This is a genomic window from Blastopirellula sp. SH421, from assembly GCF_057808535.1.
This window is the reverse complement of record NZ_CM173712.1, coordinates 3,465,591-3,489,217: the sequence shown is the minus strand read 5'-3', so window position 1 is coordinate 3,489,217 and position 23,627 is coordinate 3,465,591. Positions and strand designations below refer to the sequence as shown.

The following is a 23,627-nucleotide window of genomic DNA, read 5'->3' as shown; positions in this document are numbered from 1 at the left end:
ATGATGTGGTTAGTCGCTTGCGCCGCGCTATTGGCTGGCGCCGATGCCGAATCGACGCCGCCGGTTTCGTCCACTACCGTGATCGTGGTGGTTGGCGAACCAGGTGAAACAGAGTATGCCGAAATGTTCGCCAAGTGGGCCGATCGCTGGAAAGCAGCGACCACCCAAGCGGGAAGCTCGTTCATCGGCATCGGAATGACTTGTCCTGAAGATGCGAAACTAACCGACCGTGAGCTCCTGCGCCAGACGCTCGCTGAACTCGAAAAAGATCCTCCCGAAACCTTATGGATCGTGCTAATCGGACACGGAACCTTCGACGGCAAAAAAGCAAAATTTAACCTCCGCGGCGCTGATATCACCGCCAGTGAACTTGCCGAACGAGTAGCGCCGTTATCTTGTCGAATGGCGATCATCAACTGCGCTTCGGCCAGCGGGCCATTCGTCGCCGAGCTCTCGGCTCCCAACCGCGTGGTGCTTTCGGCCACACAAAGCGGTTTTGAGCAGAACTTCGCCCGATTTGGCGGGTATCTGTCCCAAACCGTCGGAGAAGCGTCGGGCGATCTTGATAAAGATGGCCAAACTTCTTTGCTGGAAGCCTGGTTGGCTGCGGCGAAACAAACCCAGCAATACTACGACTCGGATGCTCGATTGGCGACAGAGCACTCGTTGCTCGACGACAACGGCGATGGAAAAGGAACGCCGCCTGATTGGTTTCGCGGCATCCATATTATCAAGGTTTCAAAAGACGATACGCTTCCGGATGGAACCTTCGCTAATCAATTCATCTTGGCGCCCGGCGAAGACTCGCTGATACTTACGGAAGCGCTGCGTGGTCAGCGTGACGCGCTTGAGCGACAGCTTGCCGAGTTGCGGCAACTGGAATCGGAACTTGCGGAATCAGAATATTTAGATCGCCTAGAATCGATTCTCTTGCCGCTGGCGAAAATTTATCAAGCTGACCAATCCCAAGATCCGTAACGAACCACCATTCGCGACGATAGATGGGATATTCTGTTACTTCGTCCCTGAGCGATTTCCTCCAGCAGCTCCAAGGGAGCTCTTTAGCAAATTCTCTTCGTCTTTCAACGGCTGGATTTGGCGAGCCTGTTCTTTAATCACGCTCGCCTCGCTGGTGAGGCCACCTTCTGCTTTGGTTGCTGTGTCGGTTTGATCTTCATCCAGCGCTGGCGTCGAGAGCTGATCGACAGACCTGACGATGGGCGGCGCTGTCGATTTGGAGTCATGTATGGTGACTGGAATTCCGTTGGGGAAGACAACCTCGCGGGCTTCGTCTGGCATCGAGATACTATTTTTTTGGAACGCCGATTTTACTTGACGGATGACGGAGGAACGAACCTTCAACCAGCTATGTTCGCGGCCGTTCAGCCAAAAATAAAGACGAAGATTGATCGTCGCATTGCCTAAGCTATCCGCTAGTACGGATGGTTCTGGATCGTTCAGAATCGCGGGGTGTTCCTCCAATACTTTGCGGGCGATCTCTTGCGCAGCCGTGATCGAATCGTCATAGCCGATGCCGACGACAAAGTCTTCGCGGCGGTTTGCATTGGCGGTGAAGTTGCGGAGGTTGCTTTTGTAAACGGCGGCGTTAGGGATCTGCACCAAGTTTCCGTCAAGCGTCATCAAGATCGTCGTGCGGACATTTAACTGCTGAACGTATCCGGTCTCCCCGACCACTTCGACCAGATCACCAGTCTCAAAAGGGCGTTGCATACTGAGGAAGATGCTAGCCAAAAAGTTTTCGGTGATGTCTCGAAACGCAATACCGAAGGCCAAACCTATTAGTCCTGTGCCGCCGACCACGGTCAGCGCTAGTTGCGTCAGTCCAGAAACTCGCAAGATTACATAGGCGCCGCAGAGAAATGCGAAGACTCCCACTCCGCGCGCGACGACGTTGCGAAGAAGTCTAGCGCTAACTCGATTTAAAAGCAGATACCCCGTAATGCGAGTCGCCAGCATGCCGGCGCCGATCGAAAGAATCAAAATGCAGAGTCCGAACGCGACAAACGGAAGCGATCGGATGATGTCGCGCCAGAGAACCAAGAGCCCATTCCAGGCGGGGCCGAAATCCCAAATCGACGGTTCGGGTACATTCATTCGATTGGCCACGGCGACCACATCTTGGGTATTACGGGCTAAATCGCCGGCCCATCTTTTTAGATCATCGGATTCGGCCTGACCGTTAAGAAAGACGACTCCTTGTTCGACCCGCACCTGCGGTTCGGTAAACCAACCGGTCGCTATTAGCACGCTTTCGAGCCGCATCCGGATCTCGTCGTCGCGAGCTATTGGTTTTACATCTACCTTGGTTGGGGCAATCGAGAGTTCCGCTTCGTTGGGCGTCGCCAGTTTTTTCGGCGGATCGTCGGGACCGGCTTGCTCGGCCGGTTCCTGAGCGGCGACAAAGAACGGCGCCCCCCCCAAGGAAATAGTCAGCAAGGCCGCCAGCAAATATAGAGGAATGGATCGCCGCACGGGGATGCTCTCTTTCTGAATCTGTAAATCGCGTTGACGGCAAGCTCGCGCGCATTGCCGCCACCGCGGATCGAGCTACGGAAACTGTTCACGGGATGTGAGAAAAGTTACGTCAATTCTCACATCCTAACGGAAAGGCAGAGCCTGCGGCTCGAGTTCGGGGGGAATGGTCTTGCGGCGGACCTCCCGATCTGACTGGACTGGACTCGCTAACTTTTTTTATGGATCGTTCCCCCCTCTAAGTAGATGAAATAATTTGGGAGGCAAGCTTAGACTGGAGCGAAGCAGAAGGCTGGGCGAAGCGCGCGAAACCCCACCACGCCCATCGCCCAGCTTGGAGCGTGCCCACCCGACAGCGGTTCGAAGGACAGGACAGCGGACCGGACCGCGTCGTTTTTTCGTATGCCCGCAATTTTCGTCGTCCGAACTCGCGAGCGAGGGTAATGCGCTCGCAAGAAAATGACGAAACATGAATGCCGCACATCGTCGCTAGGGATTCCCTCTGAGTTAGGCATTCTCCATTGCTTCCCGAGTGGACTGGACAGTAGATTTTTTTTGTGTGAACGTGTCTGAGCCGAATCTGACCACCATTGTCCGCTGCGCATCCGCAACCACACCGCTGCATTTTCGCTGTCCGATGACGTCCCCTTACCAGGCGCGCACCCTTAGCGCCTGGCCACTCTGCAGTCCATCCAACTCAAAAAACCAGCCAGCGCAGCAGACAGCCCCAGCAACCTCTCCCGAAGTTGCCGATCTTCAACGACAAAGCACCGCCTGATGAAACCAGCAGGTCGCCCGGTGCATCAAAATGTATGATTAGATGTTAACAAAACACTAAGACTTTGTCAAGTGGCGAGACAATAGTTCGCCCCGCCAATCTGGCAAGCCGCAACGCGACTCAACTCAATGCGCAAATGCTGTGCCGAACAGTATTAAGACGATGGCCTGATTTGGTTCTCCCGGCCGCTGTATCCTGTTATTCTATGATAGGTCCGCCTCGGGTTCACTTGGTTCGCAGGAGAATATCATGCCCAGACAAAAGCGTACCGCGGAGGTCGATTTTCTGCGCGTCTTTGCCCCACCTACAGAACCATCATGAAACTGAAATCTCTGATCTGGCTGTTGGTCTGGGGGTACAGTCTGTGCTTGTTTGGAGATCGAACGAGCGCCGCCGAACCACCTGTCAAAAAGATCGTCTTGATCGCCGGTCCGAAAAGTCATGGTCCGGTCGGCAACGGCATCCACGACTATCCGTGGTCAGTGAAGTTGTTAAAGGTGATGCTCCAGCATTCCAATATTGCCGATCAAGTGCGGGTCGAAACTCATCTGAAAGGTTGGCCGCAAGATCCGCGGACGTTGGATGACGCCGATGCGATTATGGTCATTTCGGACGGGCGCGACGGTGACAAGTATCAAGAAGCGCCGCAGTTTCAAAGTGAAGAGCACGTTGCAGTGATTCAAAAGCAGATCGATCGCGGCTGCGGTTTTTTGACGTTCCACTTTTCAACCTTCACGCCTGACCAATATGCAGCGCAAATTCTCGACTGGAGCGGCGGCTATTTTGACTGGGAAGATGCTGGCAAGCGGCAATGGTATTCGGCAATTGAAACGCAAACCGCTGCGATGGAGTTAAGCTCGGCCGAGCATCCGATCTCGCGCGGCGTGCAGCCGTTCACCTTGCGGGAAGAGTTTTACTACAACTTGCGGTTTGATCCGCAAGATGCGGCCTTGCAAGCGATCGCCAGCGTCCCGACCTTGCCAGGGCGAGAGCCTTACGGAAAAGTCGTTGCGTGGGCGCGAGAGCGGACTAATGGGGGACGCGGCTTTGGCACTAGCTGCGGGCACTTTTACAACAACTGGCAAGATCCGCAGTTTCGCAAATTAATACTCAACGCACTGGCCTGGTCAGCGCATGTTAAAGTTCCGCCAACCGGCGTCGAAGCAAAATTCTACACGCATGCCGAGATTGATGCGGCGCTTTCCGAAGCGGATTGATAGTCGGCAACGTTGAGGTGAAAGTTTCTCACCCAAACGTCTGATCGGACTGCGATCCGAGCGCTGTGTAGGCGTCGACAAACCGGCCAGCTTGCGTTTGAATCCAGTTCCAATCTTGGTCCGCAACCCGCTGGGCGTTAAACAGCGGACTCCCGATTCCAAACGCGATCGCGCCAGCATCATGAAAGCTTTTTAAACTTTCGACGGTGACGCCGCCGGTCGGCATTAGAGGGATCTGCGGCAAGGGACCACGTAGACTCTGCAAATGGGCGGGTCCCAAGGAGTCCGCCGGAAAAATTTTGACGATCGCGGCGCCGAAGCTCCATGCACGGAAGACTTCGCTAGGAGTCATCGCGCCGACAAAGGCCGGAACCTGATTGTCGCGGCAAACCTGGATCACGTCGGCGTCAACGATCGGCGTGACAATAAATGTAGCCCCGCTTTGGATCGCCAAGTGAGCATCGTCAACGGTGCAAACCGTTCCCGCGCCAACGTTGACGCGATCTCCAAATTCAGCCCGCAGCTGCTCAATTTGCGTCGCCGCCGCAGGTGAATTGAGCGTGACTTCGACGGTGGTCAATCCGCCTGCGACTGCAGCGCCGACAGCGTGCTGCGAAGCGTCGAGGTCAAAGCCGCGCAAGATGCCCACCAACGGCAGCTGCTGGAACCGCTTCCAGTCGAATAAATCAGTCATGCGGCGCTATGTCGCTTTGGTAGAGCTCGATTTGAGCGGAGTAGGGGAGGGAATCGCAGCAGGTCGAGCAACCGAGCTTCGTCCGCGATGTCGGGTCGCTGAATTGATGTTCGCAAAGACCTTCCATTGACCGAAGGCAGAAAGCTGATCGACTTCGTCTGTGGGGATTACGATGGCGATATCCCCTAATCCCAGTAGATCGAGCGCATGTTGATACAGCGGTTGGAACGTAGAGTTGGCGCACAATACCAGGGAGCTGTCACTGTTTCGAATACGAGCCAGCGCTGCGAGTTCGTTACCGATCAGGATCCCGTTCAACAAACCGGCGCTCTCAGCGGCATCGAATCGATGCAGAAGTTGTTTTGCACGTACTTGAAACAGGATGCTGGTCAGCTCGCCGTCTTGCGCAAAAGCGACGCCATCTGCAAAGGCCGCTTGCTGCGCCGGCGTTGGTGCGGAGGTCGGCTGACGATGTTGCGGCAGTGAATGCCGCAGCGAGCTTTGCTCTTGCAGCAACTGATAGAGTTCGCCGGTCATGTAGGTACGAAAGTCGACCAGCTCACCCTCTTGAAGACAAAGATGTTTAGAGTGCGTTCCCGGCAAGACTACCCAGGTAGTTTTCGCGCGCGATAGAGCGAGCGTCTGGACCGCCAAGCCGATCACTTCGATCTCTTCACCGCGCATCACATCGCACGCGGCGCGAACGCCAGAGAATAAATAGACTGGATGCCCTGAAACGGCGTCGAGCGATCGCCAGGGAAGGGCTGATCCATTTAGGCGAAAAGGAAGCGTTGCATAAGGAAGTTCGCACCAGCCAATCGAGGAGCTCGCCATGCCGGAAATTAAAATCGGCGTTTGGGAAGCGTCAAAATCAATTTCGGAGGCGATCGCTTCAACATGGCGACCCAAGACTTGGGCAAACAGCGAGCTACGGTTAGCGGGGGCGGAGCCGGCCGCCAAGTTGGCCGCGCCTTCGGACGACGTACGTTGCGCGACGATTTCTTTGCTGGTAACTTGAACCAAGCGCAACCGAAATCGGCTCGTTCCCCAGTCGCAGTTGAAGAAATATGGAGCCATCAAGACTGCCTGGTAAGAGAAGTCAACCTCATCGTCTCAGCCGACAAGTGACGCGGCGCATCCCGGGTGATCGGCAATTCGCGATGATATCTATGTATACAGGCAATTGTTTCACGGGTCAAGATTCGCTGCGTTCGCACAACGTCTCACGCCATACGGCCATAAAAATCCCCTTAAAGCTGGTTTTCAGTCAATAATAGTTGATTATGGTTGACTTATTCTACCCTGGAATCTACGAATTTTTGCAAAATGACTTGACTAGATGTGGCGCCAACCTGTATACAGGGCGAGTGGCGGGCCACCGCGATTAGCTGTCTGCAACGAAGATCTGCTGATATCTGTCGGGGTACGCCTCTTGTCTCGGCGATGTTTTGAACTCCCCCGGCTCTTTGACTTTTAAAGCTCTCCCTACCCATGCAAGACCCCGTATATCGAATGCCGCTGTTGCCCAGAGCCGGTGGTTGGCTGCTGGTTGTGTTCACGTTGATGTCGTTGGGCTGTGGGAAACAGGAGTCAGGTTCTGCGGTGACTGGAAAAGTAACGCTGGAGGGCAAATCGCTCGAAGGTGGCGTGGTGCTGTTCAATCCGTTGAACGCCGATTTGCCGCCGATCCGGGCCAACATCCAGCCAGATGGCGGCTACCAATTGAACGCAGAACCGGCGGAATACAAAGTCATCGTCAAATGGTATGAGCAGCAAGCGGGTGACATCCAAGCGGAAGATCCTCGTTACCAAGAGCCAAAACTGTTGACGCCGAGAAAATACGGGAGTCTGCAAACGACACCGTTGCAATTCAAAGTTGTCAATGAAACAGAAGAAATTGATTTGAATTTGTAATCGCTTTTGCACCTCATCCGGTATTCCTCTTCCTTCCTATGCCTTGGAGCCGATCATGCGAAACGTTATTCGCTCTCCTAGAATCAAACTTGGTTTTACCTTGGTCGAACTGCTGGTGGTGATTGCGATCATCGGCGTCTTGATTGCGCTGTTGTTGCCGGCGGTGCAGCAAGCGCGGGAAGCGGCGCGGCGCATGCAGTGTACGAACAACCTGAAACAAATCGGGTTGGGAGTGCATAACTTTCATGACACATTCGGCGTGATTCCGGCGAATACATTTCCAACTCGCCCATCGACATCGCCAACCCCTGCGAGCCAATGGTTGTACAGTCGATTTAGTGGTTGGACGGTGCTGTTGCCGTATATCGAGCAATCGGCGTTGCACGATGCATTCAATCGGTATCAAGACTATGAACACGCCGACAATAAGACGGTCGAACAAAATACGCAGCCGATCTCAGCCTATTTTTGCCCTTCGCTGCGATCGGCGGAAAAGACCGATACGACGTTTGCGGCGGCCCGACAAAACCGTCACAAAGGAGACTACGCATTTTGCGGCGGGGGTGAGTTGCCCAACGGAACATATAGTCACGTTCATGCCGATCTGACGACGACTCAGAGCAATGGGATGTTTGTCATGCCGCGTTATGATTCGAGCGGTAAGTTGTGGACAAAGCCGGGGCAACTGACGTTCGCCTCGCTAAGCGATGGTCTTTCGAATACGATCGCCGTCGGTGAAAAACGGACTCAAGAGTATCGCGATCCTTCTGGCTCGCTGATCGACGGCGTTGGCAAAGCAGTCAGCGACGGACCTCAATACTTGTGGGGACACTTCACTTCGCGGAATACGGCGTCGCCGATGAACGAGCCAATTTTGGGGACTTGGGGAAACAACGACGCCAACTTTGCTAGTCAACATCCCGGCGGCTGCAATTTTCTGATCGGAGACGGATCGGTCCGATTTCTCCCTGAAACGATCAATTTTGACCTCTATAATCTGTTGGCGTCGCGTAACAGCGGCATGTCAAAAACCCTCCCTTAGTTTGACCCTTCCGACATTTGTCACCTGCCTGCGGGCGTCGCCCAACAGCGTGCTCAATTCCTAGGCGCCCCACATCCACGACGAGAACGGCTATGCAACGATCACACGCTTGGTTTCCAACCATTTGTCTCTTAAGCTGCTTTATCGCGACGGCGGCATCGGCCGAAGAGCGGTCGTCATCACCGGCGGCCATTGCGCCGACGGTTAATTTTTCGCCCGGATTCGAATACGACGACAGCGTCCGGATGTTTCAAGGGATCTCGGGACTAGAGCGTTCGCCTGGCGGACGACTCTGGGCGACTTGGTATGGCGGCGGCGTGACGGAAGACCGGCATAACTATATTGTGCTGGTTTCTAGTGATGATGACGGCAAGAGTTGGTCGGAGCAAAAAGTGGTGATCGATCCTGACAAGGAGGGGCCGGTTCGCGCTTTTGATCCTTGTCCATGGGTCGATCCTGCCGGCAAGCTGTGGCTCTTCTGGTGTCAGGCGACTCGCGGCGGCAGTGGAGATCCGGTTACCTTTGCGATCACGACCGAAAATCCCGATGAAGCTCAGCCAGAATGGTCCCAACCACAGTTGATCCACGATGGCGTGATGATGTGCAAACCGATAGCCCTGTCCAACGGCGATTGGCTGTTGCCGACCGCCATCTGGCAACGCGACCAAAGTTGCCGTGTAGTTGCGTCGACCGATCAGGGGAAGACATGGTCGTTGCGGGGAACGGCGAACGTACCGGAGGCGGCGGATCGCAACTGCGACGAACCGATGCTGGTGCAATTGAAAAATGGCGATCTATGGCAATTGGTTCGTACGCGCTACGGCATCGGAGAAAGTCATTCGACCGATGGGGGTAAAACCTGGACGCCGGTAAAGCCGTGGAATGTCGAGCATACTGCCTCGCGGTTTTTTATCCGCCGATTGCAGTCAGGGAATCTCTTGCTGGTCAAGCATGGTCCACTCCACGAAAAGACAGGACGTTCGCATCTGACCGCTTACCTGTCGAAAGATGACGGACAAACGTGGGAGGGGGGCTTGCTGTTGGACGAACGAAGCGGCGTCTCCTATCCTGATGGCGCTCAGGCCAAGGATGGGGTGATTTATTTGACCTACGACTTTGATCGCTTGGGGCAAAAATTTATCTACATGACAACGTTTACCGAAGCCGATGTGTTGGCGCAGAAACCGATCAGTGATAACGCGCGGATGCAGGTAGTGATCAACCAGGCGACAGGACTCAATCCGCGAACCGACGCCAAGAAAAAGCGGGTGAAAATTGAGTTCGAATCCAATGACGACGGCCAAACGATCAGCAGCGCTGCGTCTGCGGAACTGATCCCTAGCACAGGGGAAGCTCAATCGTTTACGATCGGCGCAAAATTGTTCTCAGATCGCAATTATAAGGTTCACGATGTTCCCAAGGCGCTGGCCGGCAAGCAGTTTATTCAATCGTCCATTGAAAAAGCATCGGCCAAGTGCACCGCAGACGGCGTCGTATTTGTGGTGACGCCTGGGACGGATCGCAACCAAGACAGCATGGCGGCCGAACTGTTGAAACAAGGGTTTAGCAAGGTCAAGCTGCCCGAGTTCCTGTTGTTTGGTGAGACCAACGCGCCCGGCAATGTTTGCACGACGTATCAAAAGAGCTTGAAAGAAGGAGAGACGCTGGAACTAGGGAAGTGGGGAGTAATTCTGTACTAAGCTTTCCCTTTCTACTTGAAAGTTTACCAGCGATGATTGTTCCCGATCCGATTCGTCCCGCTCCCTTGAAGTCCGAGACGCCGCCGAAACGCTCGCTTTTAACCCGATTTTGGAGCGTTGTGCTGGCGGTTGGACCAGGCATTTTTTGCATCGGCTATACGGTCGGCACCGGCAGCGTTACGACGATGTGCAAAGCAGGCTCGATGGTCGGACTGGACCTGCTGTGGTTGCTGCTGCTCTGTTGTCTGTTTATGGGCATCCTGATGGAGGCGTTTGGCCGCTACGCCGCAGTGACCGGCGAAACGGCGATTCATAGCTTTCGTACGCATTTGCGTGGAGGAAAGTGGATCGCCATTTCCATCGTCATCGGTGTGGTGCTGGCCCAATATGGCGCAATTATGGGGATCTTGGGGCTCTGTTCCTCAATGATCAGCGATGTTGTTCATCAGCGTTATCCTGACATGGCCCTCTCTGACTATTGGACACGGGTCGGGATCGCGGTTGCGATTGTCAGTGTGCTGTACGCGTTGGTGTGGGTGGGATCTTATTCTTTCTTCGAGAAGGTGTTGGTCTTTTTCGTCGCCCTGATGGGGATCACTTTTTTGGGGTCGATGTTCATGGTGCTGCCAGCGCCGGGGGACTTTCTGGCTGGATTGATGTTTCACCTGCCGACGGATAAGGACGCTTTTGTGCTGGTTCCGGCGATTGTGGGCACGACGATGGCCGCAGCGACATTCGTTGTGCGCCCACTATTGGTTAAAGCCAAGGGTTGGGACATTCATCATCTACGCGAGCAAACGCGTGATAGCGCGACTGCGGCGGTGTTGATGTTTATCGTTAGCTTGGCCGTCATGGCCAGTGCAACAGGCGCTTTGCACCACCAGGGAGAAGTGGTCTCGGAAGTAATGGATATGGTGAAAGCGTTGGAGCCGGCGGCCGGAAAGTTGGCGATGGTGCTGTTCTTTGCAGGAACGCTCAGCGCAGGGCTCTCTTCTTTGTTTCCGATTATTATGGTGGCTCCGCTGCTGATCGCCGATTATCGCAACGGCAAGCTAGAAACGACGACTCCGATGTTCCGGAGCTTGTCAGCGATCGCGTGTCTGATCGGTCTGACGGTTCCGCTGCTGGGCTTCAACCCGGTCGAAGCCCAGATCGTAAGTCAGATCGGCGGCGTCTTCGTTTTGCCGCTGTGCATTGGTGCGATGATTGCATTGGTGAACCGCCGCGATCTGATGGGGAAGCATCGGGCCGGATATCTACTGAATGCCGGTTTGGCCTCCGCATTTCTCTTCTCACTTTTGATAACCTATACCGGTTGCGTTACGATTGCGGGGCAATTCAGGCAACTGCTGCATTGATTGCCTTGGACGCAGTAAAAGCTTGACTTGTCCACCAAATTGGCGGTATACAGTTTGACCGGTTATTGTTTCAGCCAGGTGGGCGACGACCCCAAACTGATGCAATGTTCAGGATTTGGTTAACAGTCTTGATCGAAATCTTGTTACGATTCTCTGATGGCGCCTTCCAAGGTTTAACTTCGCTGCTTTTCACGGCATAAATCGCATGTCCTCCGTTTCGCTCAGTGCGGTCGCTTATCAACGCATCTTGCAATGCATGTTGGATCATTCGTTGTCAGGCGATCGTCGCATCTCGGAATCGGAACTGGCGCGGAAGCTGGGGATTAGTCGGACTCCGATTCGTGAAGCCATTTGCCGGCTAGAAAGCGAAGGATTTCTGTATCAAGTAGTCGGTAGCGGGACCTACATTGCGCGACCCGACCGAAAGAAGCTGCTCGACGCCTACGACGTCCGCGAGGCGCTGGAATGTCAGGCCGTTGTAAAAGCGACTCGCCGCATGACGATCAAAGAGCGTACCGAGTTGAAGCTGCAATGTGACAACATGCATGCTGCGATTTCGGCGCTGCGCGACTCTGGTGAAAAAGTAATGACCGGTGACGCGCTGAAGCAGTTTTTGGTCTCGGACCTCAAATTTCATCTGCTGCTGTTGCGTGCGGCGAACAACCAGTTTGCGATGAAGATTGTTACCGATAGCCGCGTTCGGGATTTCGTGTTTGGCGATTCGACCCATGAACGAACGCTAAAACACCTCGCATGGGTTTGGCTATTACATGCGCGCGTGGCGCGTGAGGTGCAGCGCAAAAATGCCCGCAGAGCGCAGTACTGGATGCGGCGCCATATCCGCCAAAGCCGTAACGATGCATTGATCGCGCTGCAAAAATGCGGAACCTCCGCCGCACCGCGTCAGCCTGCGCCAGCCGAGTTGACCAATTTACTGCAATCGGTCTGTGAAGAATTGACGGTGATCAGCACGCCGCCGACCGCTGAGAGCGGCGAATCTTAAACGCGGTTAAACTGTTTTTGGTCGCAGTTTTGCGAATTCGCTGGGCCCCTTAAGGCAAAAAAAGTTGAACAGCGGTGAACCTCCCCTCGGGTGGGAGAATCTACTACACTAGTAGAAATTCAAATGGCCCGCACGGTTCGCTTTGGAATGAATTACGGCTCGTTTCTCATCCAGCTATTTGCCGCAGGAGACGTAATGCTCCCGCCGCTTGGGCAGTTGTCGGCAACCGAGCTTGCCGAGGGGGACGCTGTTCTGGCCGAACATGAGACACTGTGGCGACTGGACCAACCGGCCGCAGCGCCGCTGTTTGATCTCACCGCAGGACGTTGGGCTGCAGTTCGTCTGTTTCGCGCATGTCAGTTTGCGATCTATCGAGACGCCGACGCGGAAGCGATTGAGGAAGAACTTGCCCCCGCCTATCCAGGCACAATCACCGCCGAGGTCTGTTACAGCGTCGATCTAACGTTTCGCTATTTGCCTCAACTGGCCAGCTTTGCTCGCACAGCGTCGGCCCATGATCCGCTGGTTGGGCGTTTGCAGATTTGGGCCGAGCAGTGGCCATTATCATCGGTTGGCATGGGTGAACTATCGATTGAAAAGCCATCAATAGAGCCGCTGCTGGAGCATGCCGGTCTGCGCCGTCAATACGCTGATCGAATCATCGCCGCGGCTGACCTCTCGCGACTGGGCGATCCGCGGATCGATGGCGAAATCCAAGATATGCTAGGTATGTATCCCGAGTTGGCGCCGCGCATCGCCGCGATTATTTCTTCTCCGATTGTGAAGACATCATGAGCAACGAACAGCCGATCGAAAACTTGCTGCAATTAGGCGAGAAACTAAGCCGCCAAGTGCTGCAGCCGATGAAACAGGCGTTTGTCGGTAAAGACGAGATTATTGATTTGCTCGGCATCTGCTTGGTCGCGCGGGAGAATCTCTTCATCCTAGGTCCGCCAGGCACGGCCAAAAGTGCGTTGGTTCAGCAGTTGGCGCGGCGGATCGAAGGAAAAATGTTCGATTATCTGTTGACTCGATTTTCGGAGCCAAACGAAATCTTTGGTCCCTTCGATATCCGCAAGCTGCGGGAAGGAGAGCTTGTCACCAATACCGAAGGAATGTTGCCGGAAGCGACGTTTGTGTTTCTTGACGAACTTCTCAACGCCAACAGCGCCATCCTCAACAGCTTGCTGCTGGTGTTGAACGAGCGAGTCTTTCGTCGTGGGCGTGAGACTCGGAATTTGCCGACGTTAATGGTGGTTGGCGCCAGTAACTGCTTGCCGCAGGACGATGCGCTAGGAGCGTTGTTCGATCGTTTTTTGTTGCGTGTTCGCAGCGACAACGTTAACCAGGAAGAGCTAGGAGACGTACTGACAGCCGGCTGGAAACTGGACCAAGAACGGGAGAGCGTCACGGCAGGCATTCGTGTCGAAGAAGTCCAACACCTGAGCTCGTTGCTGCTGCAAGTCGATCTATCGCCAATTCGTAGCGACTATGTCGAGTTAGTCCATCGTTTGCGACATGCGGGGATCGCTGTCTCGGATCGCCGAGCGGTGAAACTGCAACGTATCTTGGCAGCCAGCGCGCTGTTGTGCGGACGATTGCAAGCTAACCGAACCGATATGTGGGTGCTAAAGCACATCTGGGACACCGAAGAGCAGCAAGATGTCCTTAAGTCGATCATCGGCGATGTTCTGCAGCGGGCCAGCGACGAAGAAAAATTGGAAAGCCATCCGCAAAGTCGTGGCGCGGATGCGCCTGATCCGGAACGCTTGGCTGACGAATTAGAGCGGATCGCCAGCAAGATCACGCAAGGAGTGTTGCAAGCGACCGAACTCTCGTACGTACGCGACCAACTAGGGCTGCTCGCTTCGCGCTGTCAGTGGGTTTCCGATACGCAGCAGCGGACGTTTCTGCAAGAGAAAACGAGTTCTCTGCTGGATCAGCTGGGAGAAGCCGCATGACCTTCCAAGTGTTACGGATGGAGCGTCATTTGCAGGAGACCTTAGCGCGTGTTCGCAGTAGGGACAAATTGTCCGTCTGCGAAACCGAATCGCATCTTTGGGTGCGTATTGAACAGGATTCAGCGGAACTAGATTGTGACTTGAATAGTTTACCGGGTATTTGCTATTCGGTATTGGCAGACGGACAGTTGATCGAGCGCGGGCAGCGCGTTCCTCATGGCTATTTACCGCAAGCAGATTGGATTCGGCTTGCCGACTGGATGACAATCCGGATCGAGTCGCCGGCGCTGGGCGCAGTCCCTCCATCGCCGATAGCGCTGCAGATGATCGCGAGTAGTACTGCACAGACCAGCAATGTTTTAGTGACCAGCGGCGTTAACTGGCTGCAGTACGCCGCTTCGGCGCCACAAATTCGCTTGCAGCAGTTGACATTCGCCCAAAGCGAAGATCGTCGTGTCGTGATTCGGGGAACTCCGCTCCCGCCCATATCTGGCCTGCGTTATGTCGAGACAAACGGAGTCGCGTCCGTCGCTGGTTGGACCTGGAGCCCGGCTGTTGCCGCCATCGTGGTCGCTCGGTCGCTGCAGATCTCGGGGACTGACTTGGCGCTGCTGCATGCTGACGGCAGTTGGGAGAAGATCCGAGGAGACCAATTTGTAAAAGGGTCTCGAGCAGCCGTGCGGCTCTCGATGCAGGAAATGGAACCATGAGCAGCGGTGATATTGCTATCTCGCAGCGTTATCTGCTGCCACCGCCTGAGGCTTACTGGAACTGGTGTGACGGCGGAGATGCAATCGCGTGGGCTAGCGGCGGGACGATCGTTTTTCGATCTGAATTAGTCGCCGTGCTGCGGCATTTGGCGCCCCAAGGTCTGCCGCCGCTTGGCTCGTTGATCTTGGTGCTGGCGGCGACGCGCGCCAACTGGGAAGACTCGCCCTACGACAGCGTCATGTCGGCAAGCTTCTGGCAAGAGGAAGGCGCGGATGCGTCCGATTTGCCAAAAGCGATGGCGCTGCACGAGCAACTCTTCAGCGGAGTTGAAGGTCTGGGAAAACTGCCTAAGCTTGACACGGATCTCCGCGCTTCGCTCGCCGCCAAAGCGACCTTGGCCGAAGTGGTCTTTGAAGGTGCGTCGCGCGCGATTTCACCAGAGGACGCCAACGTAGTCCTCACCTATTTAGAGAACGCAATCAGCGAGGTGTTGGTTTGGTCTGACTCCGAAGTGCAAATTTATGTCGATTCGGCAGACTTGTCGGCCAACGACCTACACGAACTTTGTCGCGGATTGAAGCGTGTCTCGGCCGAGACGCTCCGAAATCGTCGTCTGACCTCGCTCGATCAACTTCCGCAGCCGGCCGACATCGAACTGCCGCAGTCGCAATTGGCCAAGGCGCTATTGGCCAGTTTGCACAATGATCAACAGCTGCATGGTTTGGCGAAACTGGCTCGAGAGTTGATGGCGACCGTTTCGTTGCCGCGAGCGTTGGCCGATCAGGAAGAAATCCAAGTTGGCGGCGTTTCGGATATCAGCAACCGTGGCCCACTTGATCGGCTGTTGCTGACCGAACTTGTCCATGATGATCTGACGCTGGCCGTACGCGTGAGCGTCAATGAGGCGCTTTACTTGCGGCGTGAATCGCCGCCGCGCACACCGCAAACCGAACGGATCTTGCTGCTAGAGTCAGGCATCCGCAGTTGGGGCGTGCCGCGCGTTTTTGCCACAGCGGTAGCGCTCGCGATGACGGCGACTACCAGCGGGACGACGCGGATCACCACCTTTCTGGCCTGCGGCGATCAAGTGACGCCCGTCGATCTATTAACCCGCGAGGGGCTGATCAAACATCTTAGCGTTTTAGACGCCGAAGCGCATCCCGGCGCTGCGCTGGCGGCGTTTCAACAGAAATATGGCCTACTTGATTCGGCCGCTGAGCCGGTTTTGGTTACTACCGAAGAGGTCCTGTCCGACCCCGAATTTCAGCAAGCGCTGACGGCGGCCAACTTTGCCAGCATTCATCTCGCATCGGTATCGCGGGCTGGTAGGTTTCGGCTGATCGAGAAAAGCGTGCGCGGCACGAAAAAAATTCGTGAAGCCGAAATGAACTTAGAGCAACTTCTGACAGATCAAAGGCCAGAAACGGTTCCACTGCTCGACCGCAATCGTGCCGATCTGCCGTTAAGCTTCTTTGTTCAGCCGTTTCCACTGCGATTATCGCATCAAGTCAATTTCCAGCAGACGATCTCGCTTGCAGAGGAGGGGGCGCTGACGATTGGGACCAACGGGTGTCTCTATCATTGGAAACGGAGTGAGCATACGGGCGCAACACTGCTAAGCTCCGAGTTGCCGGCAGGACAAATGCAATGGTCACGATACGATGCTGTCCATAAAATTGCTTACGCCGTCATTCAACATTACGGCGTCAACGACTTGTCCTTGATCAAAGTCTGTTTAAAGTCCTCTAGTTGTCAGCGGGTTCCACTTCATCCGCGTACCGCCGGGGGAACGATTATCGCTGGACGCGACGGGGTGCTGTTTATCCATTCGCCAGGAAACATCGAGTTCCTTTCGATGGAGTCGGGCGAACATGTGGATGATTTGCGTCTGACGCACCGATTACGCTGGGTGAATGATCGTTTTGTTTGCATCACTTCGGCGGCAGTCGGGTGGTGTCTGATTTCCTTCGATGGTCAGAAAGGATCCTTCGATGAAATCAGCCTGTCGTGGGATAGTGACGCGCCGAAATTGATCGGCATGGGGGAGTGTGCATCCGTGGACGGTCCTGTGGGAGTCACGGATCGCGGCGATCTTTATTTCACGGCTACCAAGCAGTTGGTGAAAACGGGGCAGAGCATCGTAGGACCGCTTGCAACGCCGACATTCTCCCAAGATGGACATCGAGTCCTGTTGACCTCGCAATCTGTCAGTTCGAGGAAACCTTCCCAATATCAGCTGATTGATCTACTCCAACGAAATGCAATTCCGGTCAAAGCATCAAGTCCAGAAGCGGCTTTCTTTTGGCTTCACCCCCAGGCAGCGCAGGCGATCTCGGCACGCAACATGCGACATCGCTTTACGCACATCGCGGTCGATCAAGCGAGCAATATCCAGCGGCTGCTGTTGATTTCGCGAAAGAAAGTGGCGCTGGCGATTGAGCTACGGCCGGATGGTCGCTTGCTGCTGATCTCGATCAAGAAGCCAGAAATTTTTTCGCTGCTGCAGACTTTTAAACCAGTCGAACAGCCCGGAATTCGGTTTGAACTCTCATGCGCGACTTGGGAGGACGGTAGCAAAGCATTTCTAGATGCACGCGGGATGTTGCACCTGCGCTCTTCGGATCTGTCGGCTCCTGAATTGTCTTTTGCGTTGGCGGATGGAGAAATCGGCGCTTGGTGCTCCGATGGAGATTGGTGGGGCTCGAGCTACTTCACAGGACTAATGCCTGCTGCTTCGGGAGACGCCAAGGTCCTGGCCGGGATTCTAAGCCGATTTATGGGGAACTTGCGATGATCGAGCAAACACTCCAATTGTGCTATACGCCGCATCCGCAACGCCCAACGACCGCTTGGTTTGTCGCGTCGCCAGATCCTATCGATTGGCTCCAGTCCGCAGCCAAATGCGATCCCTCAACGCAGTTGGCGATGCGGTTATTGATGACGCCGACTACGCCTTTTTCGCAAACAACCGGCGGCGCGTTGATTTTTGCCGCAGTCGGCCAAGCGGCCGATTTGCGTCCCCTGGGGCAATCGCCCCTCTGTATTGCGTATGGGAAGATCGTAGATCGTTTGTATGTTCCGATCGAAGCAACGTTGGTCCCTGATGTCGCTAACGAAGAATTACAGGCGATACTTTCAAGTGAGTTGCTCTATCTCTGGCATCCAGCCGCCGGCCTGATTGGCTTTGAGCCGAATGAACTTTTGGAGCTGGCCGATTTTATCGACGCCAGTAGATCCCAAACCGGCAATTGGGATCGGGCTCAAGCCGGCGTTCAGTTAGCGCCGCGACTTCGATCGCTGCAGCCGACTCAGTCGCTAACGCTCGAGACGCTGTTTCAGCAAGGGCAAGACGATATCGGATCGCAAAGCCAAGATTTCGGTAGCTTGCCACCCACGACAGAGCGACCCCAGCCGGGAGTTGGTCATAGTACCGCCAAACTTGGCCTAAACCTATTGAGATCCGGAATCTCCGGCTTAAAAGCGATTGGAAATAGGCTAGGAACGGCCTCCGGTAGTTCTAACCAGGGAAAAACGGGTAATTCCTCGGCCGGCGCCCAGTCAGGACGATCATGGCTGGAGCGACTGCAACAGTGGACTGCAGAGAGATTGGCTGGACTCGATCAAAATCTGCGTAGTGAGCGGGAAAAAGCGATCGACAAATTAATGGGGCTGTTGGACCAAGACCCTGATGAGGGATTGAAATACGCACTGCCGCTGGGAGGTGATGCGCATCGCGGAATCGCGCGTCCGGGAAGTCGCTTGACGGCCAATGACACCAACTTCAACCCCAATCGATTAGGAGGGGGCGGAGGTCCGGCGGATAACTGGGACCTTTCGTGGGAAATTCGTCAAAAGTTAACGGCCCAATATCGCGAATTGGCCAATCGAGAGCTGCGGATGGGCCGTTATCGCCGCGCCGCTTATATCTTTGGCGAACTATTGGACGACATGAACGCAGCGGCCAGCGCTTTGGAGCAAGGGAGCCATTGGCGCGAAGCGGCGCTACTATATCGAGAGCGTTTGAAACAGCCGCAAGCGGCGGCTCGTTGCTATGAACATGGGGGACTTTGGACCGAGGCCTGTCAGCTGTACGAAGAACTGGAAGAGTACGAGAAGTCAGGCGACATCCATGCCAAGCTAGATCAGCATGAAGCGGCCCAGTTGTTGTACCGCAAAGAAGTAGTTCTCCGCCGCGGACGCGGCGAACTCATGACGGCTGCTCGGTTGTTAGAGCACAAGTTGGGTGCCGTCGAGGAAGCAATCGACGAGTTAGCGTCGGCCTGGCCGGCCACTTCGCAAGCAGGGCCTTGCATGCGGGAGATGTTCGCGCTGCTGGGACGACATGCGCGACATGACGAAGCGGCCCTGCGTCTGCAAGCACTGCGTGACCAGACGGTTCCGCACCCTAGTCGTATCAAGCAGATTGAGATCTTGGCCGAAACCTGCGTCACCTATCCTGATCGTAAAGTTCAACAACAAGCGGCGGATGATACCCGCGTGCTAGCCGCACGCTTGCTGACCGGCAAACTTGTGGTCGAATCGCAGCGCGTGGTTCAAGCCGTCAAAAAACTTGCGCCAGAAGATCGTTTGCTAGGGCGAGATTGTCAACGCTTTGAAGACAACCGTAACATTCGTCAGCCGTTACCTACGCTGAAGTCAGCGCGCTCCCAACGAACCACCAAGCTGGTCCATCAGTTTGATTTATCACAGAAGGGGATGCACTGGAAAGCGGCGGCATCCTCAGGCAGTTTGATATTTATCGCCGGCATTTTCCATGGTCATTTAAAACTGTTTCGCTACGCATTTGATGGGAATCTCACTACTCATCCTTATCGACGAGGACAACAGAGCAGCTTGGCTGATCCAGAAGTCCTGTTGTTGATGAAGAACAATCAGCCCGACTTTGTTCTGGTGCATCCGTTGGCGGGATCGGTGATCACCGATCTGATTGAGTTCCCCGAAACGCAGGAGATTCCCTTCGCAACCAAGGCCGGCGCCATCCCAGGGATGTCGAGCAATCTGATCGGAGCGGCTCATTCAGGACAAGGTTTGATCTGGCTTTTGGAGCTATGCAACGACCTACCGACTTTGATCGGAGTTCGCACAACTGGCGAACTCACCGTGACGCAGACAATGACCGAATCAGTGGCCGAGATTGTCCATTATGCCCAAGAAAATCGGTTTGTACCGATGTGCGCCAATGGACGCATGGCCTATATCGGCGCTGATGAGCGGTTACTGCTGTTTCGAAATGGCGCATTTCATAAAGGGATTGAGCTGCAGCAACCGATTAGCAGGCTCGCCGCTACGCTCACCAACACGCGTAGTCGGGTTGCGGTCGCGCTGGAACGCGGTGGAATCGTCTTTTGGGATGATGCGCCTGATGGCGACCGCGGGCAATTTTCACCTGATTTTCTCCGTCCACTCATCGCGTTTAACCGTGGTGGAATGTTGATATCGGCCAGTGGTCGTCAAGGCGAGGTCTATAGCACGCACGATAGCAAGTTACAGCTTCAGGCTGAACTAGAGTTTTCCTCCACTGTCGTTGCGGTTACATCGGATCATCGGCCGAATCGATTTTGCGTGCTGTTGGAGACGGGGGAGATTCAGCAGTATGAGTTCGATGGTTAAACCGATGGAGTCTACTCTGCTGGCTACGGCAGATCTGGTTCTTCGACGGGTAACCCTTTAGCGAACCAAGGGTAAATGCAAGGGATCACCAGCGATGTAAGCAGCGTGGATGTAATCAGGCCGCCGATCACAACGCTGGCCAAGGGACGTTGCATCTCGGCGCCGTCGCTAGTCGAGAGGGCCATCGGCAAGAATCCGAGACTTGCGACCAGCGCCGTCATCAGCACAGGGCGAAGACGGGCCAGCGCGGTTTGGTAGCTGATATCGCTGAGCGGGATTCCCGATTTACGCAGGTTCTCGGCGGCGCTAACCCAGACCAAACCGTTGAGCACCGCGACCCCAAACAGCGCGATAAAGCCAACGCCGGCCGAGATACTGAACGGCATCTCGCGCAATGACAACGCGATTATTCCGCCGGAGGCGGCCATCGGAACCGCCAAAAAGATCAAAAAAGCCAAGCGAAGTGAACCGAGACTGGTATGTAAAAGGAGCAAAATAATGATCAATACGATCGGAGTGATGATGATTAGTCGACGACTGGCTGACTGTAGATTTTCAAAATCTCCCCCCCAGACAATTTCATAACCAACAGGCAACGCCACTTTTTCGCCAATCGTTTGCTGCGCCTCTTGTACAAACGTCGCCACATCGCGACCGCGAACATTTGCAGCGATGAAGGTTCGCCGTCGATTGCCTTCGTGTTCGATACTAGGAGGCGTTTCTTCGAGGGTAATCTCGGCCAGTTCTTTAAGCGGGATCGGTTTTCCCCCTGCTTCGGCAACGGGAAGCTGCTCCAGCAACGAAAGCTGTTCGCGCCACTGGAGCGGGATTCGGACCAAAATAGGAAACTTGGCTCGCCCTTCAAAGATCTGCCCCACAGGGACCCCACCGATCGAAGACACAACATCCAGCACTGCTTGCGCATCCACTCCGTATCGAGCCAGCTTGTCAGGCTGTGTCGTGATCGAAATGGTCGACAGATTCGCTTGATAGTCGGCCTTCACGTCGACGGCGCCTGGTATCTCTCGTAAGACGGCTTCGATTTCTTTTCCCTTTTTGGCGAGAACCTCTAAATCGTCTCCATAGAGCAAAACAGCGACATCGGCCTTCACGCCGGCGACCAACTCATCCACTCGCATTTCGATCGGTTGGGTAAAGCCAAAGGCGACGCCGGGAACGTTTTCGTTTAGCACTTCTGACATTTGCTCGATCAGTTCATCCCGTGTTTTATATTCTGGCCAATCATGCGGCGGTTTCAGCAATACCCAAACGTCGGTTTGATGCACTCCCATCACGTCATTAGCGATTTCGGGACGGCCTGTTTTGGAAAAAACGGTTTTGACCTCGGGAAATTCAAGCAGTAGCTTTTCGATCTGGGCCGACATGACGATCGAGCCTTCTAAGGTTGCGCTAGGGAGTCTTACTGCTTCCACCAGCAAATCACCTTCGTTAAGACGCGGCATGAATTCGGCGCCCAGGTTCATCGCGATCGGAATACTGGCGAGAAAAACGGCCAGCGCGATGGCTACAGTCAATCCAGAAAAGCGGATCGCGCGAGTGACGATCGGATCATAGATCCGTTTAATCCAGCGAATCAAGAAGATCTCTTTGTCTTCCATGTTTTTCGGCAGCATGAGCGAAGCCATAGCCGGCATGAAGGTTAGTGACAGGACGAGAGAGCCTGCTAATGCGAACAAGACGGTCAGTGCCATCGGTCGAAACAGTTTGCCTTCGGTTCCTTCTAGCAATAAGATCGGGATGAAGACCACCGAAATGATCAGTTCGCCGAACATCGTTGGCTTGCGAACTTCGATCGCCGCGTCCCGTATCACGTAGGCATGCAGCTTTCCGTCGTTGGGGTGTGACAAGCGGTGAATGCAGTTTTCGATCATGATCACCGAGCTATCGACGATCAAACCAAAGTCAATCGCGCCCAAGCTCATTAGGCTGGCGGTCACGCCGACGGTAGCCATCACATTGGTGGCGAACAACATCGATAAGGGAATCGCCATCGCGACCAAAATACCTGCCCGGAGGCTTCCCAGCATAAACAGCAACACCACAACGACCAGCAGTCCTCCTTCGGTCAGATTGGTGAGCACAGTTTTTAGCGTTCTACCGATCAATGCGGCGCGATCGTAGGTGATTTCTAGGTGAACGCCAGCGGGCAACGTTTCTTCGATCTCGGCCAGACGCTGTTTGGCTCGTTCCACGACTTCCCGCGAGTTCTCGCCGATCAACATCATGACCAGTCCGGTCACCGCTTCACCGCGGCCGTCGCGGGTTACTGCGCCTTGTCGCGTCATGGGAGCGATCACTACTTTTGCGACGTCACCGACAAGAATCGGCGCTCCGTCCGCTTCACGGCGAACCACGATTGCAGCAATATCCGTTTCATTGCGAAGGAGCGAGACGCCGCGCACGAACCGCTGTTCGCCATAGTGAATCACATAACCACCGCCGGCAGTTGCGTTGTTATTTCGCAGTCGGTCAAACAGCGTCTCCAGTGTAATGCCGTAACTGGTCATCAGATCTGGATCAGGCTGCACTTCATAAGTTTTGTAGAATCCGCCGTGCGTGTTGATTTCGGTAACGCCGGCGACTTCGCGCAGACGTGGAGCGATTTCCCATTCAAGCATCGTACGCAAAGCCATGGCTGAATGACGATCACTGCGTACTTCAAATTGTAAAATTTCACCCAATGCAGTGGTTAGTGGCCCCAGCGTCGGCGTGCCGTAACCCGGCGGTATATTCGCGGCTGCTTCTACCAATCGCTGCGAGACCAACTGCCGTGCCCAGTAGACGTCGGTTCCTTCCTGAAAGACGATCGATACCACCGAAATCCCAAACTTCGAGACGCTTCGCAATTCCTTCACATCGGGCAAACCGCCCATGATGTTTTCAATCGGATAAGTGACGTATCGCTCGACTTCGATCGGCGAAAGCGATCCAGCATCGGTGACTACCTGCACCTGTACATTCGTCATGTCCGGCACAGCGTCAATCGGCAATTTAACCGCCGAGTAGAGTCCAGCTACGGCCATTAGCATCGTCAAGATGATGACAAGGCCGCGGTTTTTCAGCGAGAATTCGATCAGGTGGGTGAGCATCAGACGGCTTTGCGG

The 23,627-nt window shown here is 54.8% G+C and carries 16 protein-coding genes; 12 read left to right on the top strand and 4 right to left on the bottom strand.

Annotated features, from left to right (window positions below; genetic code table 11):
* A complete protein-coding gene (locus tag SH421x_RS14410; RefSeq protein WP_488849924.1) occupies nt 1-978 on the top strand; it encodes a hypothetical protein in 978 nt (325 codons plus the stop codon).
* A 36-nt stretch (nt 979-1,014) separates the two neighbouring features.
* Here the strand turns inward: SH421x_RS14410 and SH421x_RS14405 are convergent, their stop codons facing one another.
* Entirely contained in the window at nt 1,015-2,493 is a 1,479-nt protein-coding gene (locus SH421x_RS14405; RefSeq protein WP_488849922.1) for a mechanosensitive ion channel domain-containing protein, read from the bottom strand.
* A 1,095-nt stretch (nt 2,494-3,588) separates the two neighbouring features.
* On the opposite strand from SH421x_RS14405, the gene SH421x_RS14400 reads away from it, so the two are divergent.
* On the top strand, nt 3,589-4,488 hold the full coding sequence (locus SH421x_RS14400) for a ThuA domain-containing protein (RefSeq protein WP_488849920.1): 900 nt from the start codon (nt 3,589-3,591) through the stop codon (nt 4,486-4,488).
* Between the two features lie 28 nt (nt 4,489-4,516).
* Here SH421x_RS14400 and SH421x_RS14395 read toward each other — a convergent pair whose 3' ends face one another.
* Together SH421x_RS14395 and SH421x_RS14390 are read right to left on the bottom strand one after the other, a co-directional pair.
* Nucleotides 4,517-5,182, bottom strand: a complete 666-nt coding sequence (locus SH421x_RS14395; RefSeq protein ID WP_488849918.1) for a bifunctional 4-hydroxy-2-oxoglutarate aldolase/2-dehydro-3-deoxy-phosphogluconate aldolase — start codon at nt 5,180-5,182, stop codon at nt 4,517-4,519.
* Nucleotides 5,183-5,188: 6 nt separating this feature from the next.
* The gene (locus tag SH421x_RS14390) at nt 5,189-6,259 is read right to left on the bottom strand and encodes a 2-dehydro-3-deoxygalactonokinase (RefSeq protein WP_488849916.1); all 1,071 of its coding nucleotides are present in this window, start codon (nt 6,257-6,259) and stop codon (nt 5,189-5,191) included.
* 414 nt (nt 6,260-6,673) lie between these two features.
* On the opposite strand from SH421x_RS14390, the gene SH421x_RS14385 reads away from it, so the two are divergent.
* The 10 genes from SH421x_RS14385 to SH421x_RS14340 all read left to right on the top strand — a co-directional run bounded on the left by SH421x_RS14385 (nt 6,674) and on the right by SH421x_RS14340 (nt 20,502).
* A complete protein-coding gene (locus SH421x_RS14385) occupies nt 6,674-7,096 on the top strand; it encodes a hypothetical protein (RefSeq protein ID WP_488849914.1) in 423 nt (140 codons plus the stop codon).
* Between the two features lie 55 nt (nt 7,097-7,151).
* The gene (locus SH421x_RS14380; protein ID WP_488849912.1) at nt 7,152-8,138 is read left to right on the top strand and encodes a DUF1559 family PulG-like putative transporter; all 987 of its coding nucleotides are present in this window, start codon (nt 7,152-7,154) and stop codon (nt 8,136-8,138) included.
* Between the two features lie 92 nt (nt 8,139-8,230).
* Nucleotides 8,231-9,838, top strand: a complete 1,608-nt coding sequence (locus SH421x_RS14375) for a sialidase family protein (protein WP_488849910.1) — start codon at nt 8,231-8,233, stop codon at nt 9,836-9,838.
* Nucleotides 9,839-9,870: 32 nt separating this feature from the next.
* The gene (locus SH421x_RS14370; RefSeq protein ID WP_488849908.1) at nt 9,871-11,196 is read left to right on the top strand and encodes an Nramp family divalent metal transporter; all 1,326 of its coding nucleotides are present in this window, start codon (nt 9,871-9,873) and stop codon (nt 11,194-11,196) included.
* A 205-nt stretch (nt 11,197-11,401) separates the two neighbouring features.
* Nucleotides 11,402-12,199 carry a GntR family transcriptional regulator gene (locus SH421x_RS14365; protein WP_488849906.1) on the top strand — a complete coding sequence of 266 codons (798 nt, stop codon included), beginning with the start codon at nt 11,402-11,404 and terminating at the stop codon, nt 12,197-12,199.
* Nucleotides 12,200-12,322: 123 nt separating this feature from the next.
* On the top strand, nt 12,323-12,994 hold the full coding sequence (locus tag SH421x_RS14360; RefSeq protein WP_488849904.1) for a hypothetical protein: 672 nt from the start codon (nt 12,323-12,325) through the stop codon (nt 12,992-12,994).
* The gene (locus SH421x_RS14355; RefSeq protein ID WP_488849902.1) at nt 12,991-14,160 is read left to right on the top strand and encodes an AAA family ATPase; all 1,170 of its coding nucleotides are present in this window, start codon (nt 12,991-12,993) and stop codon (nt 14,158-14,160) included. The genes SH421x_RS14360 and SH421x_RS14355 overlap by 4 nt, the downstream gene beginning before the upstream one ends.
* Complete coding sequence (locus SH421x_RS14350; protein ID WP_488849900.1) at nt 14,157-14,870, top strand: hypothetical protein; 714 nt, start codon at nt 14,157-14,159, stop codon at nt 14,868-14,870. Before SH421x_RS14355 ends, SH421x_RS14350 begins: the two co-directional genes overlap by 4 nt.
* Nucleotides 14,867-17,665, top strand: a complete 2,799-nt coding sequence (locus tag SH421x_RS14345; RefSeq protein ID WP_488849898.1) for a hypothetical protein — start codon at nt 14,867-14,869, stop codon at nt 17,663-17,665. Before SH421x_RS14350 ends, SH421x_RS14345 begins: the two co-directional genes overlap by 4 nt.
* Nucleotides 17,662-20,502, top strand: coding sequence for a hypothetical protein (locus SH421x_RS14340; protein ID WP_488849896.1), 2,841 nt, complete (start codon nt 17,662-17,664; stop codon nt 20,500-20,502). The genes SH421x_RS14345 and SH421x_RS14340 overlap by 4 nt, the downstream gene beginning before the upstream one ends.
* 23 nt (nt 20,503-20,525) lie before the next feature.
* On the opposite strand, the gene SH421x_RS14335 is transcribed toward SH421x_RS14340, so the two are convergent.
* Nucleotides 20,526-23,612, bottom strand: coding sequence for an efflux RND transporter permease subunit (locus SH421x_RS14335; RefSeq protein ID WP_488849894.1), 3,087 nt, complete (start codon nt 23,610-23,612; stop codon nt 20,526-20,528).
* Nucleotides 23,613-23,627: the final 15 nt, after the last annotated feature.